The sequence below is a fragment of the Methylosinus sp. LW3 genome (assembly GCF_000527115.1).
In the GTDB taxonomy this organism is placed as follows: Bacteria; Pseudomonadota; Alphaproteobacteria; order Rhizobiales; family Beijerinckiaceae; genus Methylosinus.
Genome location: NZ_AZUO01000001.1, coordinates 383432 through 400553 on the forward strand (window position 1 = coordinate 383432; position 17122 = coordinate 400553).

A 17122-nucleotide genomic window follows, 5' to 3' on the forward strand; every position below is an offset into this window, starting at 1 on the left:
AGATAGCTTTTATGCAAGGAGAATATCCGCTTCGCAGGGGTGAGGTCGAACCATTTCTTCCGCGAGCGCGTCATGCGCCCGCCGATTGCGGCGCCAGCAGCCGCTCATAGGCGTCCAGCGTCGCGGCGCACATGCGCTCCACGGAAAAATGCGTCTGCGCATGGAGCCGCGCGCGCGCCGTCAGCGCCTCGCGGGCCGAGGGGCGCAGCTCCAGCGCCTCGCGAATCGCACGCGCCAGCGCGGCGGCGTCGCCCGGAGGCGCGCGCCAGCCGGTGGAAGCGGCCGCGTCCACTTGCGGCGGGGCGAGCACGGTTTCGACCGCCGCGCCGATATCCGAGACGACGATCGGCGCGCCCATCGCCTGCGCTTCTATGGCGACGCGGCCGAAGGCCTCCGGCGTCGTCGAGGGCGCGACGGCGACGGCGGCGGCGAGATAGGCGGCCGGCATATCGGCGCAATGGCCGGTCGCGCGCACGATTCCAACGAGGCCGGCGCGCGCGATATGCGCCTCCAGCTCGGCGCGGAAGCCGGCGCTCGGCGCGTCTCCCGCCAGAATGAAATGCACATCCGAAAAACCCTCGGCGACGAGCAGCTTCGCCGCCTCGATCAGCGTCGCATGGCCCTTGCGCGCCGAAAGTCGCGCCGGCAGCAGCACCACGCGCTCGTGCCGCGCCACGCCCCAGGAGGAGCGCACGCGCTCGACGCGGGCGGGTTCGACGGCGGAGGGCGAGAAGGCGCGCAGATCGAGCCCGCGCGCGATGACGACGATGCGCTGCGTCGCCTGCGGAAACAGCTCGGCGATGTGACAGGCGGTGAAGCGCGAGTTGGCGATGACGAGATCGCCCGCCGCCATGATGGAATTATAGCGCTGCTTGATGACCGAGGCGCCGCCATAGATGCTGTGATAGGTGGTGACGAAGCGCGCGCCCGCCCGCCGCGCGGCGTGATGCGCGACCCAGGCGCAGGCCCGCGAGCGCGCATGCACGATATCGACGCCCTCCTCGCGCAGAATGCGGGCGAGGCGGTAGGAGTTGAGCGCCATGGCGAGCGGATTTTTCGTCGCGGCCGGAAAGGGGAGCCACACTCCGCCCTTGGCCTGCAGCTCGCTGACCATGCGGCCGCCCTCCGAGGCGACGAGCGACCGTGCGCCGGCCATATGCAGCGCCTCGGCGATATCGATCGTCGTGCGTTCGGCGCCGCCCGATTGGAGGGCCGGCACGATCTGCAAAATGGCGCGACCGGCGAGGGGACGGCTGGTCGAGGGGAAGGCGTGGAAATTCTCTAGCATGGAGCCTAGCTGCCCAGTAAACGAGATCGTCGTCTTGGTCGAGAGGCGGGGGCTCTCTTCGCCCCAGAAATGGGCCGGCAATATGGCCCCTTTGGTCCCAGGATCGGACCATGTTACTGAGCAAGCGATGAAATTCCTTTAATTTGCGGGCCGGCGCGCCCGCGCGGCGGGGAGACGATGGCTGTGGACGGCGTCGAGGAGGGGCTGAGCTTCGTCGATCTTTCCCTCGCGGGGCGGGAGCCCTGGCGCATCGCCCGGCGTTCTCGCGCCGCTCGCGGGGCCGGGGCGGAGCGCCCGGGCGTGATGCTGCTGGGCGGCTTCAAATCCGACATGCAGGGCTCCAAGGCCACGCATCTCGACGCCTGGGCGGAGCGCGAGGGGCGCGCCTTCCTGCGCTTCGATTATTCCGGCCATGGCGAATCGAGCGGATGTTTCGAGGATGGAACGATCGGCGATTGGCTGGCGCAGAGTCTCGCCGTCCTCGAGGCTTCGACGCGCGGCCCGCAAATTCTCGTCGGCAGCTCCATGGGCGGCTGGCTCGCTCTGCTGATGGCGCGTCGTCTCGCCGAACAAGGCCGTCGTCCGCACGCTCTCGTGCTGATCGCGCCCGCCGTCGATTTCACTGAAGAGCTCATCTGGAAGAACGCCGACGACGATATTCGCCGCGCGATTCTCGAAGACGGCGCATGGATGCGTCCCTCGCCCTATTCGCCGGAGCCAACGCCGATCACGCGTCGGCTCATCGAGGAAGGACGCGCGCATCTCATGCTCGAGGACGTCATTCGCGTGAATGCGCCCGTGCATATAATGCAGGGAATGCGTGACGAGGATGTGCCCTATCGTCATGCGTTGCGGTTGATGGAATGTCTCGCCTGCGATCCTGTCGTGCTGACCTTGGTGATGGAAGGCGATCATCGTCTTTCGCGCAGCGAGGATCTCGCGCATCTCACAGCTACGATAGAGGCGCTCTGACAAATGCGCGTGAGCTGAGCAGTACCGCGCATTAGGCATAACGGCTTCTTTGCGAAGCGCGAAAGCATTCAATAAACATTGTCCCATTAACCTCCATTCTTAAGGAAGGCGCCATGTCAGGCGCTCTTGATCGAGAGACGCGAATGTTCGCGGACATTCCCGCGCGCGTCACCCGATCGGGCCTGGGAATGAAGAGTCATGATGCTCTCGAGAACAGCTTTGCCGCTGGTGTTCTTCGCGGCGATTTGGTCGACGGCGCGCGCCGCCGATTGGTATACGGGCGCCCCCACGCCGGAGGCGTCGGCGGCGCCGCCTCCGGCCACGCCTCAGCCGACCGTCTCCATCGATCTTTCCGTCGATGGAACGTCGCGCAGCTCTATCGCCGGCGCCGCGATCGGCAAGATCGCGCCCTTCGGCTCGCTGGTGGAGAGCGGACCGCGCATTCGCGTTTCCACTGTCATCGGCAAATACGCCTATGACGCCAGCGATCTTCCCGTCTACATCCCCGTCGGCGCCGCTTTCATTCCGAGCAATACCGGCTATGGCCGCGTGCATGGAACGCTGGAGGACGGCTCCTTCATGGTCGGCTATGAGGTCGTCACCAATCAGGGCGGCGTCGCTGTCTATGTCGGCCCGGATGTGATGAATCACAGCCTGTCGCCCTTCGATCCGGGCAATCAGGTGCGCGGCGTCTCCGCCGGCGCCAAGGTCGGCGTCGAGGCTTTCGCGCGGCCGACCGACTCCACCATGGTCGCGCTCATCGCCTATTATTCGACCGTGCATAATTCCTATTACACGCGGCTGAAGTTCGGCGTGGAGCTCGCCGATTATGTCTATGTCGGCCCGGAGGCGCTGGCGCTCGGCGATGATTATTTCGCGCAATGGCGCGCCGGCGCGCATCTCACCGGACTGAAATTCGGCGCGCTGCAGATCGGCCTCTCCAGCGGCTATCTGCGCGATCGCGTGCGCGGCAGCGGCGCCTATGGAATTCTCGACACGCATATCGCTTTCTAGATCGACGGCCGCAGATTTTTCGGCCGCCACCGTTTCATTGTTCGTCTTTGCTCATGGGCGTCGCCATGTCTCTCTTGCGTTTTCTCTCCTTTCTCCTTCTCGGCGGCGTCGCCGTCGCTCTCGCCACACAGCCGGTGAGCGTGCAGGCGCAGCTGGCGACGAGCCTTTCGGTCATCTTCCTCCTCGCCCTTTTGTGGAAGTTCTCGCGCGGCGCGGAAGCGCGCCAGCTATTCATCGCGCTCGCGCTCTTCGTGGTGCTGCGCTATGTCTATTGGCGCATCACCTCCACTCTGCCGCCGCTGTCCGATCCGGTCGGACTCACCTGCGGCTCCATATTGCTCGCCGCCGAGCTCTATTGCGTGGCGATGCTGCTCCTCACCCTCGTCGTCAACGCCGAGCCGCTGAAGCGCGAGCCGGCGCCGCAGATAGAGGACGAGGCTCTGCCGACCATCGATGTGCTGGTGCCGAGCTACGACGAGAACGCCTCCATTCTCGCGACGACTCTCGCCGCGGCGAAATCCATGGATTATCCCGCTGATCGGTTGAACATCTTTCTGCTCGACGACGGCGGCACGGATCAAAAATGCGCGCATCCAGATCCCGTGATCGCCGAGCGCGCCCGCGCCCGCCGCGCCGCTCTGCGAGAGCTCTGCGCCGCGCTCGGCTGCTATTATCTGACGCGAGAACGCAATGAGCACGCCAAGGCCGGCAATCTCAACGCGGCGCTCGAGCATGTCAGTGGCGACATCGTCGTCGTGCTGGACGCCGATCACGCGCCATTCCGCTCCTTCCTGCGCGAGACGATCGGCTATTTCTTCGAGGATGATCGCCTCTTCCTGGTGCAAACGCCGCATGTCTTCCTCAATCCCGATCCGATCGAGCAGAATCTGCGCACCTTCCGCCGCATGCCGTCCGAGAACGAGATGTTCTATGGCGTCACGCAGCGCGGATTGGACAAATGGAACGCGGCCTTCTTCTGCGGCTCGGCGGCTCTGCTGCGTCGCGCCGCGCTGGACGAGGCCGGCGGCTTCTCCGGCGTCTCCGTCACGGAAGATTGCGAGACCGCGCTGGAGCTGCATGCGCGCGGCTGGACCAGCGTCTATGTCGACAAGCCGCTCGTCGCCGGATTGCAGCCCGAGACTTTCGCCGCCTTCATCGGCCAGCGCGTGCGCTGGTGCCAGGGCATGCTGCAAATCTTCCTGCTGCGCAATCCGCTGCTGAAGCGCGGCCTCGAGCCGCTGCAGCGGCTCGGCTATCTGTCGAGCATGAGCTTCTGGTTCTTTCCCTTCCCGCGCCTCGTCTTCATGCTGGCGCCGCTCGCCTTCATTCTCTTCGATGTGAAGATCTTCGTCTCCAACATAGAAGAGGCCATCGCCTATACCGCGACCTATGTCGTCGTGAACGCCATGCTGCAGAATTATCTCTTCGGCAAGGTGCGCTGGCCCTGGGTGTCGGAGCTGTATGAATATTGCCAGGGCGTGTTCCTGACCAAAGCGATCGTCTCGGTCTTTCTGCGGCCGCGCAGCCCCGCCTTCAATGTGACGACCAAAGGCCTTCCGCAGACGCAGGATCGTCTCAGCGCGCTCGCCTGGCCCTTCTTCGCCATCTATGGATTGCTCGCGCTCGGCGCCGGCGTCGCCGTCTATCGCTGCGTGGCCGAGCCCGGCGTGCGTCAACTGATGTTCTTCGTCGGCCTGTGGAACATGTTCAATCTCGTCACCGCCGGCGTCGCGCTCGGCGCGGTCGCGGAACGCCGTCGCCGCGACACGCATCCGCGTCTTCCGGTGGAGCGGCGCGGCGCGCTCGCGCTCGGCGAGGAGCATGTTCGCGTCGCCATAGAGGAGGTCTCCGCCAGCGGCTGCCGCCTGCGCGCCGCCACCGACGCCGACGCCAAAGCGCTCGCCGCGGCGAAGGAGACGGAAGGGCGTCTCTATATCGACTCCATCGCCGACGCTGCGCGCCGTCCCAGCCTTTCTGCGCGCATTGTCGGCGTCGCGCCGGATGGACGCCGCCACATCGCCTTCACGCTCTCGCAGCCGCAGGATCATCTCGCGCTCGCCGATCTGATGTATGGCGACGCGACCGCGCTCGAGCGCTTCCAGGCCGCGCGCCGCAAGCACAAGGGCATTATCGCCGGCACGGTGCAGTTTCTCTGGTGGGGCGTTATCGAGCCGCTGCGCGCCTTCGCTTATCTGCGCCCCCGCGCCAGCGAGACCGCGCTGCGCGAGCCGCCGGCCTTCGCCGATCTCTCCAATCTTCTCGGCCGGCGCCAGCCGCGCCTGCGTCCGCCGGCGGAAGCCAAAGCGCCGCGCGCGGCGGAGCGCGCGCCGTCTTCGAAGAATGAAAACGCCTGATCCATTCCATCAAAAACATTCTCGCAAAAATGAGTGCCAAGATGCAGTTCCGAGTCCTCGCCCTTCTGCTCGCGACCACGACGGCGCTGACGCCGATCGCGGTGGGCGCCCAGGCGATCTTCACGACAGCGCCGCAAGAGCAGCTGTTTCATCTGAAAATCGACAGGCCGAGGCCGGCGATTTCCGGCCTCCAGCCGATCATCCCCGCGCGTTTCGCCGCGCGCGAGCCGTCTCGCATCGCCGCGGTGGAGCCGCCCGTCGCATCGACGCGGGCGGCGCCGTTGACGTCGCCAGCGCCGCAGCCTGCGGCCGTCGCGCCCGTCGCGTCGCGGCCCGCCTTCGCCGGCGCCATGCTGCGGCATCTCACCAATAATATTCAGGGCTATCGTCTCGCCGGCGAGATCGGTTCCTCGGAATGGCCGATCTATGTCACCGAGGCGCAGGCCGCGCGCCGTCTGCAATTTCGCATCGGCTATCTCGCCGCCGTGTCGGTGATGCCGGAGGCCTCCGCGCTGACTCTGACCATCAATGATCAGACGATCGGCGACACGCAGATTCGCGCGGTGCAGGAGGTGGAGACCATCGTCTTCGACATTCCGCCGGGCGTGATGCGGCCGGGCTTCAACTCCGTGCGCATCGCGACGAGCCAGCGTCATCGCGTCGATTGCTCGCTCGAGGCCACGTACGAATTGTGGACGCAGATCGATCCGACCGAGACCGGCCTGGTGCTGCCGGAGGATGACGCCGGCGTCACCAGCATTTCCGATCTCGGCGCGCTGCCGCCGGATGAGCAAGGCGCGCTGCCGATCCGCGCCGTGCTCGGCGTCAACGCCAAATCTTTCGAGATCGAGCGCATGCTGCGCGCGGCGCAGGCCATCTCGCTCGCCGGGCGTTTCGAGCAGCCGGTGGTCGACGCAGGCCCTGCGGCGAGCGGACGTTACGGCGTCAATCTCTTCGTCGGTCCCGCGTCGGAGCTGGTCGGCCGCGTCGATCTCTCTCGCGTCGGCCCCATAGACGAGCCGCGCGCCTTCGTGCTGCCGGCCGCGCCCGGGCGCCGCGTCAGCATCGTCGTGACCGGCGCGACATCGGCGCAAGTGGATGAGGCGATCCGCCGGCTCTCTGTCTCGCCCGCGCCCAAGGGCTCGCCGCAAGGCTTGCGCGCATCGGCCGCTTTTCCCGGCTATCGGCTCGACGGCGGACGCAAGGTGAAGCTGCGCGATCTCGGCGTCGCCAGCGAGGAGTTCACCGGCCATCTCTATCGCGCCGCCTTCAACATCGTCATGCCGCCGGATTTCTACGCGGCCGATTACGGCAATGCGCTGCTGCGTCTGGCCGGCGGCTATGCGGCCGGGCTCGACTCCAATGCGCAGATCGTCGTCAAGGTCGACGAGCGCACGGCGGTGAGCCTCAATCTTCTGAAGGCCGCGGGCGATGTCTTCCGCGACAATCCGCTGCCGCTGCCGCTCGGCTTTCTCAAGCCCGGCCTCAATCGCATCGAGATCGAGGCGCATGTGCCGACGCGCCAGGACGCCGATTGCGATCCGCTGGCGGCGATGCGCGCGGCCAAGCGCTTTCTCTTCCTCGACGAGACGGAGATCGAGCTGCCGCCGATCGCGCGCATCGCGCGCATGCCCGATCTCGCGGTGACGGCGACCGGCGGCTTTCCCTATGCCGGCGCCAAGGGGCGGCCCAAGCTCTACATGCCCTCGCTCGATACGGATGCGGTGGGCGCGGCGGCGACGATCGTCGCGCATTTCGCCGTCGCCGCCGGACGCCCGATCGATTTCGAGATCGTCGATGCGCCGCCCGGCGAAGGGCAGGGACCGACGCTCGCCGTGGCGCCGCTCGATTCCTTCGACGCTGCGCTGCTGCAACGTCTCGACATGCCGGCCGACACTCTGCGCGAGGCCTGGGGGCCGCATCTGACCGCCGATCATCGCAAGGCGTCGGAGAAGCGGCTCTCGCCGCTCGAGATCGCCGCGCGCAATCGTTTCGTCCTGCAGCGCAATTTTCCCATGGCCTGCTATGCGCCGCGCAACATGCTCGACAAGACGATCACCGCGCAGGCGGGCGGCGCGACTGCTGCGCCGGCGCCGGGCGGCGAGCCGGAGCGCGCCGATTTCGCGCCTGTCGGCTCGGTGCGCAAAAGCATGGAGCGCGGCGAGGGCGAGCAGGATCTGCTGGAGGCCTGGCGCGACGATCTGCGCCGCGAGGGCCGCTGGGGCTATGGCGTCGTCGAGCGTCTGCGCGTCGCCGGCGTGTGGAGCGCGGCGCGCGTCGCCGACGCGGCGCAATGGCTGCGCGCGGGCTTCGAGGCGGAGGCGGCCGATCATGTCGCCACGCAGCAGGCCTCGCTGGCGATGAGCCAATCCATCCTCGGCGACACGGCCAAGGATGTCTGGACCGTCGTCACCGCGCCCAATGCGGCGACTTTGGCGGAGGCCTCCGCCTGTCTCGTCGATCCGCGCGTGTCGCGACGCGTGCAGGGCCAGCTCGCCATGCTGGACATGAAGGACGCCAAAATGGTGGCGACGCCGGCCGAGAGCGCGCGCTTCATCGTCACGCGGCCGCTCTCCTTTGGCAATCTGAGGCTCATCGCCGCCGGCTGGATGTCGCTGCATCCCGGCGTCTATGTCGGCCTCTCCATTCTCATCGCCGCGCTCTTCGCCGCTTCCACCCTGTGGCTGACGCGCAATATCGGAAGGAGCTCGAGATGAGAATTGCGTCTCTCGCCGCGCCCGTTCTCGCGGCCCTCGGCCTCGCCATCGCGCTCGCGCCGGCCGCGCCGCGCGCCGAGCCGATAGCGGAAATCGCCGCGGTCATCGGCGCGCCGCTGTCGCTCGACGCGCATAAGATCAAGCTCGGCGGCGCGTTGCGCGCGCCGGAGGCTTGGACCGCCTATAAGAAGCGCTTCATCGCCGAGCAGGGCCGCGTCATCGACACGGCCAATGACCAGGTGAGCCACAGCGAGGGGCAGGGCTACGCCATGCTGCTCGCGGTGGCCGCCAATGACCGCGCCACATTCGATCGCCTGTGGGGCTGGACGCGCGCCAATCTCATGGTGCGCAATGATGAGCTGGTCGCCTGGCGCTTCGATCCGCAGCGTCGTCCCGCCGTCGGCGACATGAACAACGCCTCGGACGGCGATCTCCTCATCGCCTGGGCGCTGGCGGAGGCGGCCGAATATTGGGACGATCTGCCGCTGCGCATGGCGTCGCGGCGCATCGCCGTCGAGCTGTCGCGCAAGGTGGTGCTGTTCAAGACCAAGATGGGCGCGCTGCTGCTGCCGGCGGTCGCCGGCTTCAACGCCTCGGATCGTTCCGACGGGCCGGTGATCAATCTGTCCTATTATGTCTTCCCGGCCTTGGCGCGGCTCGACAGCGTCGCGCCGGAAGTCGATTGGGCGGGCCTCACCCAGACGGGTCTCGATTTACTGGAAGCGTCGCGGCCGACGCCGCAGACTCTGCCCGCCGATTGGATCGCGCTCGAGGGCTGGCGTGCGCGGCCGGCCGAAGGTTTCGCGCCGGAGTTCGCCTATAACGCCGTGCGCATTCCGCTCTATCTCGCCTGGGCCGGCGTCGGCGAGCGCGCGCATTACGCGCCCTTCCTCGCCTGGGCGCAGCGCGCCAAGGAGGCGCCGCCGATCGTCGATGTCGCTTCCGGCAAGGAGGTCGGCCAGTTCGGCGGCAATGGCATAGCGTCGATCGCCGCGCTCGTCGCCTGCGTCGTCGACGGCGCCAAGCTGCCCGCCGATTTCGCCGCGCCCAAAGCCAATGAAGATTATTACCCCGCCACTCTGCATCTGCTGGCGCTGCTCGCCGCGCAAATGAGGTATTCGTCGTGTCTCGCCAAATGAGAGCCCTTCTCCTCGCGGCCTGCGCCGTTTCCTTTGCGGCGGCTCCGCGCGCGCACGCCCAAGGCGCCGCCCCCCAATCCATTCTCGTCGCGCCGGCGCCCGCCGCCGCGACCTCCGAAAAGCCCGACGATCTCGCGTTGCGCTATTACGCCTCGCTGGATCAGCGTGCGCGCGTTCGCGCCGAATTCTCGCGGCTGCGGCGGCTCTATCCCAATTTCGAGCCGCCGGCCGATCTCTACGGACCGCGTCGCGGCGATGTCGACGAGGCGGGATTGTGGGAGCTGTTCTCGAGCGACAGGCTCGACGAATTGCGCGAGAACATCGCCGCGCGCCGCAAGGACATGCCCGGCTGGCGTCCATCCGACGATCTCATTCAAAAGCTAAAGCAGAAGGAGCAGCGCAATCAGATCTTCGCATTCTGGCGCGAGGGGCGCTGGCTCGACATTGCCTCCTTCGCGCGCGACGGCCGCTTCTTCATCGCCAACGCCGATGCGGAGGCGCAATGGACGATCGCGGAAGCTTTTGCGCGCACCGGGCAGATCAATGAGGCGGTCGAGGTCTATAAGGCGATCTTCGTCTCCAATGAGGACAAGCATATTCGTCTCGCCACCATGCAGAAGGCGATGGCCACGCTGCGAATGAACGATGTCGAGACGCTGCTGGTCGAGGCGCGCAAGAGCTCGAAAGGGCCGGAAGACGAATTCGCCGCTGTGGCCATCGACATCACCCGCGCGCGCATCGTCGCCGTGCTGCGCGACGAGCGTAAGGACGAGATTTCCGCCGACGAGCTGCAGCGCTTCGAGAATTTCGCCAAATTCACGCGCGAGCCGCAGCAGCTCGGCCTCGTCGCCTGGCTGCGATACAAGCGTCGCGATTTTCGTAATGCGCTCGAATCCTTCAAGGCGGCGATCGAGAATGGCGGGGACGCCATGATCGCGCATGGGCTCGCCCATACGCTGCGCGCGCTCGATCTGCGCCGCGAGGCGGAGGAGGTCTCCTACGCCTGGCGCGTTCCGCTGGTGAACAATGGCATTCTCTTTCTCGATTTGCTGGAGCGCGATCTCACGCAGGAGACTCCGCCATATCTGGAGCCGGCGCGCCTCGCCCGCTATGCGGCGGTGACGATCGAATCGGCCTCCGGCGAGGGCGCGCAGGGTCTCGGCTGGTACGCCTATAATTCCTGCCAGTTCGATGTGGCGCGCTTCTGGTTCGAGCGCGCGGTCGCCTGGTTTCCGAAGGAGGCGACGCTCTATGGCTATGTGCTGACGCTGAAGCGCCTGCGCAAGGACAAGGAGGCGCTGGAGCTCATCAACCGCTATGACGGGCTGTTCCCCAAGCTGGTCGAGCTGCTGTTCCCGGATGATTATTATCATCCGCCCTTCCCCTGCGACTCGCGCGTCGCCGCCAAGGCGCATGGGCCGGCGGTGAAAATGGCCGGCTATGTGGTGCCAGGGCCGGCCGGGCCGGCGCTCGCCGCCGAGCGCGACCGCCTGCGCGTCGAGGCCGAGAAGAAGGAGGCGACCACGCCGGACGCCGCCAAGGTGGCGGCGCAGGAGCAGCAGCGCGAGCGCGTGCTGAAAGCCGTGCGCGGCAGATTCCCGCTAGCGGTGACGGCGGAAAATCCGCTGCGCTTCGCGCCGCTGCCGCTGGTCGCCGCGCGCTCCGCCTCCGCCCAGCCGGCGCCGGTCGTAGCCGCCGCCGTTCCGGTCGGGCTGCGGACGGAGCCGCTCGGCGGCAAGGCGCCGCTGGTGGCGCGGCGCGTGCCCGGCGTCGGACCCATGCCCTCGGAGCGCTACGGCTTCATCCTCTCGCCCGGCTGGAACGCCGTCGATCTCGCGAGCTGGCCGCCGGCCTCCGAGCAGGTCGCGCCGACCGGCACGCAATGGGCCAATCAGGAGGCCGATCCGGCCTGGATCGGCCAGCAGAAGGCCGACGCCGCCACACAGCTCACGGCCAGCGCCGCCGAGCATGTCGCCACCGCCATGGCGCCGCGCAATCGCTATGGCGCCGCGCCGCCGCCGCCCGATCTCGCCGCGGTGCTTTCATTGCCCTCGTCCAAGCAGAGCCAGACCCGCTGAATTCGTTTTTCGGAGATTTCGTCATGAGCCATTTCTCGAGACATTCGCCCCCGCTGCTGCTGCTCGCGCTCGGCCTTTCCGCCTGCTCCCCGACGCGCGGCATTCTCGCCGTCGATACGACGCCGACCGGCGCCACCGCCGGACCGCCGCCGGCGCAGGGCGTCGAGGCGCGCAGCGGCGCGGCCTCCATTCTGGCGCTGCCGGCCGAGGCGCGCGTGCGCGGCGGCCTCGAGGAGCGCCGCTACGCCAATGGCTGGCGTCAGAGCGTCGCGCTCGACCGCGCCCTCATGGGCAAGGGCTGGAACGAGCTGACCATCGACATTCGCGCGGCGGCCGCCGGGAGCGGCCATGAGGGCGAGATCCCAATGGGCAGGCCGACCGAGGTCGGCGTGCGCCAGGAGCTGGCGCTGCGCTTTCCGACGACGCGCATGCGTATCGTCGCCAAGCCGCTGCATAATGAGCTCGGACCCTTCGGCCTCGCCGTGGGGCCGGGACCGGAAGGGACGCGCTGCGCCTTCGCCTGGCAATGGGTCGATGATTTGCGCGCCGTGGCCCGCCCGGACGCCGCCGCTACGACCATCGTCCGGGGCGACGAGATTCCCGCCTCGATCCGCATGCGCCTCTGCCGCAAGGGCGTCAGCGAGCAGCAATTCGCCGAATGGTTCGCGCGGCTGCGCGCCACCGAGGCCGCCAATGTGGAGCGCGTCGTCGACGCCGCCCGCAGCGGCGTCGATACGCCCACGCCTCTGCCCGCCGCTGGGGAGCGTCCCGCAGCGCCGGCGACGGTGGCGAGCATCGCTGGTCCGGCGAAGCGGCCGCCGGTCCATAAAGCCAAGGCGCGGCCTCTCCATCGCCATGAGGAGACGACGACCGAGGTTCGCCGCTACAGCGAGCCGGCCAAGCCGATGGAAACAAAGCCGGTGGAGACACGGGCGGCGGCGGTTCATTTCGACCCCGGCCTGCCGCCCCAGGCCTTCGCCGGCCCGCCCAAGCCCGCGGCGCGGTGAGAGGCTGCAGAGGCGGGCCTAAGACGATTGCCGGAGACGCCCAAGGCCTTGACACTCTCCTCCCGGCCGCCGATGTTGCCGAACAAATTGTTCGGCATATCGAACAGGAGAGAAGAATTTGGCCAATGCGCTTCCAGCCATAGAGACGTTGTCCTCTTCGGACCCGCTCAATGGGCGCATCGTCGAGTTCCCGCTGGACCGGCCGCTCCTCACCGATGGGGGCGGCTGCGTCGCGCCTTTGACGATCGCTTATCAGACCTATGGCGAGCTGAACGCCCAGCGTTCCAACGCCATTCTGCTGTGCCATGCGCTGACCGGCGACCAGCACGCCGCCAATGTGCATCCGCTGACCGGCAAGCCCGGCTGGTGGGATGTGATGGTCGGCCCCGGCAAGCCCTTCGACACGGAGCGCTATTTCATCGTCAGCTCCAATGTCGTCGGCGGCTGCCTCGGCACATCGGGTCCGTCCTCGATCAATCCCACGACGGGCCACGCCTATGGCCTCGATTTTCCGGTCGTCACCATTCGCGACATGGTGCGCGCGCAGGCGATGCTGATCGATCACCTCGGGATAGACCAGCTCTTCTGCGTCGCCGGCGGCTCCATGGGCGGCATGCAGGTTCTGCAATGGGCGGCGAGCTATCCCGAGCGCGTCTTCTCCGCCATGCCGATCGCCACCGCGCCCAAGCATTCGTCGCAGAATATCGCGTTTCACGAGGTCGGCCGGCAGGCGGTGATGGCCGATCCCGATTGGCGCGGCGGGCGTTATCTGGAGCAGGGCGTGCGGCCGGAGAAGGGCCTCGCCGTCGCGCGCATGGCCGCGCATATCACCTATCTCTCGGAGCCGGCTCTGCAACGCAAGTTCGGCCGCAAGCTGCAGGATCGCGCGGCGCCGACCTTCTCCTTCGACGCGGATTTTCAGATCGAGAATTATCTGCGTCACCAGGGCATGGCCTTCGTCGATCGCTTCGACGCCAACTCCTATCTCTATGTCACGCGCGCCTGCGATTATTTCGATCTCGCGGCCGATTACGGCGGCTCGCTGGCGCAGGCGTTCAAGGGCACGACGACGCGCTTTTGCGTCGTCTCCTTCAACACCGACTGGCTCTATCCGACCTCCGCTTCGCGCGCCATCGTGCATGCGCTCAACGCCGGCGGCGCCTCGGTCTCCTTCGTCGAGATCGACAGCGACAAAGGCCATGACGCATTTCTCGTCTATGAGCCGGATTTCATCGCGACGACGCGCGGATTTCTGGAGGCGGCCGCTGCGGCGCGCGGCCTGCCGCGCGCCGAGGAGGCTTAGCCGATGAACGCTCCCATCTTTCCTCAGAGCGCGCAGGAACGCCCCGTTCGTCTCGATCTCGCCGCCGTCGCGGCGATGGTCGCGCCGGGCAGCCGCGTGCTCGACGTCGGCTGCGGCGATGGCGCGCTGCTGAAATTGCTGGCCGAGACCAAGCAGGTGGACGGACGCGGCGTGGAATTGTCGCAGCGCGGCGTCAATGATTGCGTGGCCAAAGGCTTGTCGGTGATTCAAGGCGACGCCGACACCGATCTGCGCGACTATCCGACCGACGGATTCGATTATGTGATTCTGTCGCAGACGCTGCAGGCGACGCATCATCCGCGTCAGGTGCTGGTCGACATGCTGCGAATCGGCCGGCGCGCGATCGTGTCCTTCCCCAATTTCGGACATTGGAAAGTGCGGCTGTCGCTGCTGGCGAAAGGCCGCATGCCGCAGACCACGACGCTGGCGCACGCCTGGTACGACACGCCCAACATACATCTCTGCACGATCAGGGATTTCGTCGATCTCGTCGAAGCGCTGGGGGCGCATATCGAACGCGGCGCGGCGCTGGATCACGCCGGCGCGCCCATCCGCGTGAACGCGCCTTGGTGGGTGTGGAATCTCTTCGGCGCGCAGGCGATCTTCCTGCTCGAGCGCGATCCGCCGAAAAAAATATCGCTCATCGCTGCAAAAAATACTTAGGCGATTGAATCTCGCGGGGCTCGGCGTCTGCGCAATAATGCCGAGACTCCGCGCTCTCTCTTTTTCATGCAGCGCCGCGCAAATCACGAAAAGTCCAGAAATCAAAGGCGGATCGCTGCTTTTTACGAGCGCTCGCGGAGGCGGAGCGCGCGCTTCATGCGACTTCCTGTCCAAGAGCGAGCGCTTTCCCAGGGGGAAGCTTCGCGATAGATTGCGTACAATGACCGATGAACGCGCCGATTTGCGCGGAAAAGTCGGCGACCGCGGGAGCGCGCTAATGCTGGAGCCGCCGTCTCTTAGAGGCGTGCCGATGTTTGCGACTGTCGATGCGCAGTCGATGCAGCGGCTCACCCGCGATGCGAAATTAGAACAATTCGAAGATGGTCAGACGATTTTTCGTCAAGGCGATCACGCGCTTCACGTGGCGATTGTGCTCGACGGATTCGTGAAGCTGATGCGCACCGCCTCCTGCGGCGACGAGACTCTCATCAATATCTGCAATATCGGCGAGACTCTCTTCGAGGCGCTGAGCCCGGACGGCGAGAGCTATCGCGTCGGCGCGGAAGCAGTTGGACCGGCGCAGCTCATAAAGCTCTCCGCGCCGCGATTTCGTTTCATGCTGCGTGAATCCCCTTCGCTCGCATCGGCGGTGATCGAGGAGACCGCGCGCAAATTGGGCGGGCTGATCGGCGAGATCGAATCGCTCAAAGGCCAGACCGCCGAGCAGCGGCTCGCACGCTTCCTGCTAACGCTGTGTCCGCCGAATGTCGAAAGCTGCAGCCTGCGCTTGCCTTATGACAAGCGGCTCATCGCCGCGCGGCTCGGCGTCAAGCAGGAGACATTGTCGCGCGCTTTCGCCAAGCTGCGCGAGATCGGCGTGCGCACGGAGACGCGCGACGTCACCATTGAGAATGTCGCGCGTCTGTCGATCGAATGTTGCGGCGGCGAGCGCGAGCCCACTCTGCCCTCCGAGCGGCGCGATCTGATCGAGAGCCGTGGCGCGCTCGCCTGAGCTTCGCCGCCTTCGCGCCATGATTTCGGCCCCGCATGCCGCAATTCTCCGCCCCTCGCGCGCAGGGCGCGAAGCTCGGAAGGAATTGCGCATGAAACGGATTTTCGCGACCGCTCTTTTCATTCTCGCGGCCGATGGCGCCGCCCTCGCCGCCTCCACGACGGACGGCGCCGGCGCCTTGTCGCTCGCCGCCCTCGCCGGCAAGCATTCGCCGGCGGTGAAGCCCGCCGAGAAGGCGGCGCTCGGCAAGCTCGCCGACGGACATGCGAAGGTCGCTTTTCCCAAGGGCAAGACGATAGAAGTGGTCGTCGATTCGATCAGCTGCCGCGCGAGCAATGTGGACATTACGCAGCATGCATGCGAGCTGACGTTCGGCCAGAAGAAGGTCCAGCTCTCCGGCCGCCTCGCGCATGAGATATTCGCGACGCTGCTGGAAGTGGGCGTGCCGCCCGACGGCGCAGCCGGAACGATTTATGCTGCGGCGTCCGCTCTCGACTGCACGGTCGATCCGGATGAGGTGGCGCAAAAGGCCGGCGGCGGGGCGCAGTGCAAATATGAGCCGCCGAAGTGAGCGGCGAAGGAGGTCAGGTGAGCGAGCCGGAAACGACGGTCTATGTGTGCACTGTCTGCCGAGCCAAGGATGATCCGGAGGTGCGTCCGGGCCATGCGCTGCTCGAGGCGCTCGGCGCGCGCCTCACCGCGGAGGATCGCGCGATCGTCGCGGCGGAGCCGGTGGAATGTCTCGGCGTGTGCTCGCGCCCCTGCACGGTGGCCATGGCCGCCCGCGGCAAGTGGACCTATGTGCTGGGCGATTTCGACAATGTCGCCGATGTGGACGATCTCATCGAAGCGGCGCGCCGCTACACGGCGTCGGAAACCGGCCTGGTGCCGAAGAAGGATCGGCCGGACGCCATGCGCAAGGGGATAATCTCGCGCACGCCGCCGGCGCCGAAGGGGTGAGCGAATAGCGAAATAGCGAGTAGCGAATAGTTTTTGCTACTCGCTATTCGCTACTCTCTATTCGCCCTTTTTCGCCCGCGCGATCGCTTCATTGATGATCTTGTGGGCCGCTTCCGCGTCGCCCCAGCCGGCCGCCTCGACCCATTTGCCGGGCTCCAGGTCCTTGTAATGGGCGAAGAAATGCTCGATCTGCCGAGTCGTGATCTCCGGCAGGTCGGTGTAGTTCTGCACCTTGTCGTAGCGCTTGGTCAGCTTGGGCGCGGGCACGGCGATGATCTTCTCGTCGCCGCCGGCCTCGTCGCGCATGTAGAGCACGCCGATCGGGCGCACGGCGATCAGCGCGCCGGGCGCGATCGGCCGCGTATTGGCGACCAGCACGTCGCAGGGGTCGCCATCTTCCGACAGAGTGTGCGGGATGAAGCCGTAATTGCCGGGATAGCGCATCGACGTATAGAGGAATCGGTCGACGACGAGCGTTCCCGAGGCTTTGTCGAGCTCATATTTGATCGGCTCGCCGCCGAGCGGCACTTCGATCACGACATTGACTTCGAATGGAGGATTCGCGCCGATTTCAATGGCGTCGAGACGCATCTA

At 66.6% G+C, this 17122-nt stretch carries 14 protein-coding genes; 12 read left to right on the forward strand and 2 right to left on the reverse strand.

The annotated features are described in order from the left end of the window. Positions 1 to 70 precede the first annotated feature (70 nt). Positions 71 to 1288: a glycosyltransferase family 4 protein gene (locus METLW3_RS0101880; protein ID WP_024878314.1), complete on the reverse strand. Its 1218-nt coding sequence runs from the start codon at positions 1286 to 1288 to the stop codon at positions 71 to 73. A 177-nt stretch (positions 1289 to 1465) separates the two neighbouring features. Between METLW3_RS0101880 and METLW3_RS0101885 the strand changes: the two genes are divergently transcribed. The 12 genes from METLW3_RS0101885 (at position 1466) to METLW3_RS0101940 (ending at position 16528) form a co-directional block, all read left to right on the forward strand. After that, positions 1466 to 2260, forward strand: a complete 795-nt coding sequence (locus METLW3_RS0101885) for an alpha/beta hydrolase (RefSeq protein ID WP_036308559.1) — start codon at positions 1466 to 1468, stop codon at positions 2258 to 2260. A gap of 198 nt (positions 2261 to 2458) precedes the next feature. Next, the gene (gene bcsS, locus METLW3_RS0101890; RefSeq protein WP_051465364.1) at positions 2459 to 3274 is read left to right on the forward strand and encodes a cellulose biosynthesis protein BcsS; all 816 of its coding nucleotides are present in this window, start codon (positions 2459 to 2461) and stop codon (positions 3272 to 3274) included. 65 nt (positions 3275 to 3339) lie between these two features. Further along, positions 3340 to 5628 (forward strand): UDP-forming cellulose synthase catalytic subunit, encoded by a 2289-nt coding sequence (bcsA, locus tag METLW3_RS0101895; protein WP_024878317.1) that lies wholly within the window; start codon positions 3340 to 3342, stop codon positions 5626 to 5628. 41 nt (positions 5629 to 5669) lie between these two features. Beyond that, complete coding sequence (locus METLW3_RS0101900; protein ID WP_024878318.1) at positions 5670 to 8345, forward strand: cellulose biosynthesis cyclic di-GMP-binding regulatory protein BcsB; 2676 nt, start codon at positions 5670 to 5672, stop codon at positions 8343 to 8345. After that, a complete protein-coding gene (locus METLW3_RS0101905; RefSeq protein WP_036309160.1) occupies positions 8342 to 9484 on the forward strand; it encodes a glycosyl hydrolase family 8 in 1143 nt (380 codons plus the stop codon). Before METLW3_RS0101900 ends, METLW3_RS0101905 begins: the two co-directional genes overlap by 4 nt. Further along, entirely contained in the window at positions 9481 to 11562 is a 2082-nt protein-coding gene (locus METLW3_RS0101910) for a hypothetical protein (RefSeq protein WP_024878320.1), read from the forward strand. Before METLW3_RS0101905 ends, METLW3_RS0101910 begins: the two co-directional genes overlap by 4 nt. Before the next feature lie 23 nt (positions 11563 to 11585). Further along, the gene (bcsN, locus tag METLW3_RS0101915) at positions 11586 to 12569 is read left to right on the forward strand and encodes a cellulose biosynthesis protein BcsN (protein WP_024878321.1); all 984 of its coding nucleotides are present in this window, start codon (positions 11586 to 11588) and stop codon (positions 12567 to 12569) included. 139 nt (positions 12570 to 12708) lie between these two features. Next, positions 12709 to 13872, forward strand: a complete 1164-nt coding sequence (locus METLW3_RS0101920) for a homoserine O-acetyltransferase (RefSeq protein WP_245267427.1) — start codon at positions 12709 to 12711, stop codon at positions 13870 to 13872. A 3-nt stretch (positions 13873 to 13875) separates the two neighbouring features. Next, complete coding sequence (gene metW, locus METLW3_RS0101925; RefSeq protein WP_024878323.1) at positions 13876 to 14556, forward strand: methionine biosynthesis protein MetW; 681 nt, start codon at positions 13876 to 13878, stop codon at positions 14554 to 14556. 337 nt (positions 14557 to 14893) lie between these two features. Further along, positions 14894 to 15568 (forward strand): cyclic nucleotide-binding domain-containing protein, encoded by a 675-nt coding sequence (locus tag METLW3_RS0101930; RefSeq protein ID WP_280949443.1) that lies wholly within the window; start codon positions 14894 to 14896, stop codon positions 15566 to 15568. Between the two features lie 91 nt (positions 15569 to 15659). After that, the gene (locus METLW3_RS0101935) at positions 15660 to 16139 is read left to right on the forward strand and encodes a hypothetical protein (protein ID WP_036309167.1); all 480 of its coding nucleotides are present in this window, start codon (positions 15660 to 15662) and stop codon (positions 16137 to 16139) included. 17 nt (positions 16140 to 16156) lie between these two features. Continuing rightward, positions 16157 to 16528, forward strand: a complete 372-nt coding sequence (locus METLW3_RS0101940) for a DUF1636 domain-containing protein (protein WP_024878326.1) — start codon at positions 16157 to 16159, stop codon at positions 16526 to 16528. A gap of 57 nt (positions 16529 to 16585) precedes the next feature. Here METLW3_RS0101940 and ppa read toward each other — a convergent pair whose 3' ends face one another. Beyond that, positions 16586 to 17119, reverse strand: a complete 534-nt coding sequence (gene ppa, locus METLW3_RS0101945; RefSeq protein WP_024878327.1) for an inorganic diphosphatase — start codon at positions 17117 to 17119, stop codon at positions 16586 to 16588. Between the last annotated feature and the right edge of the window lie 3 nt (positions 17120 to 17122).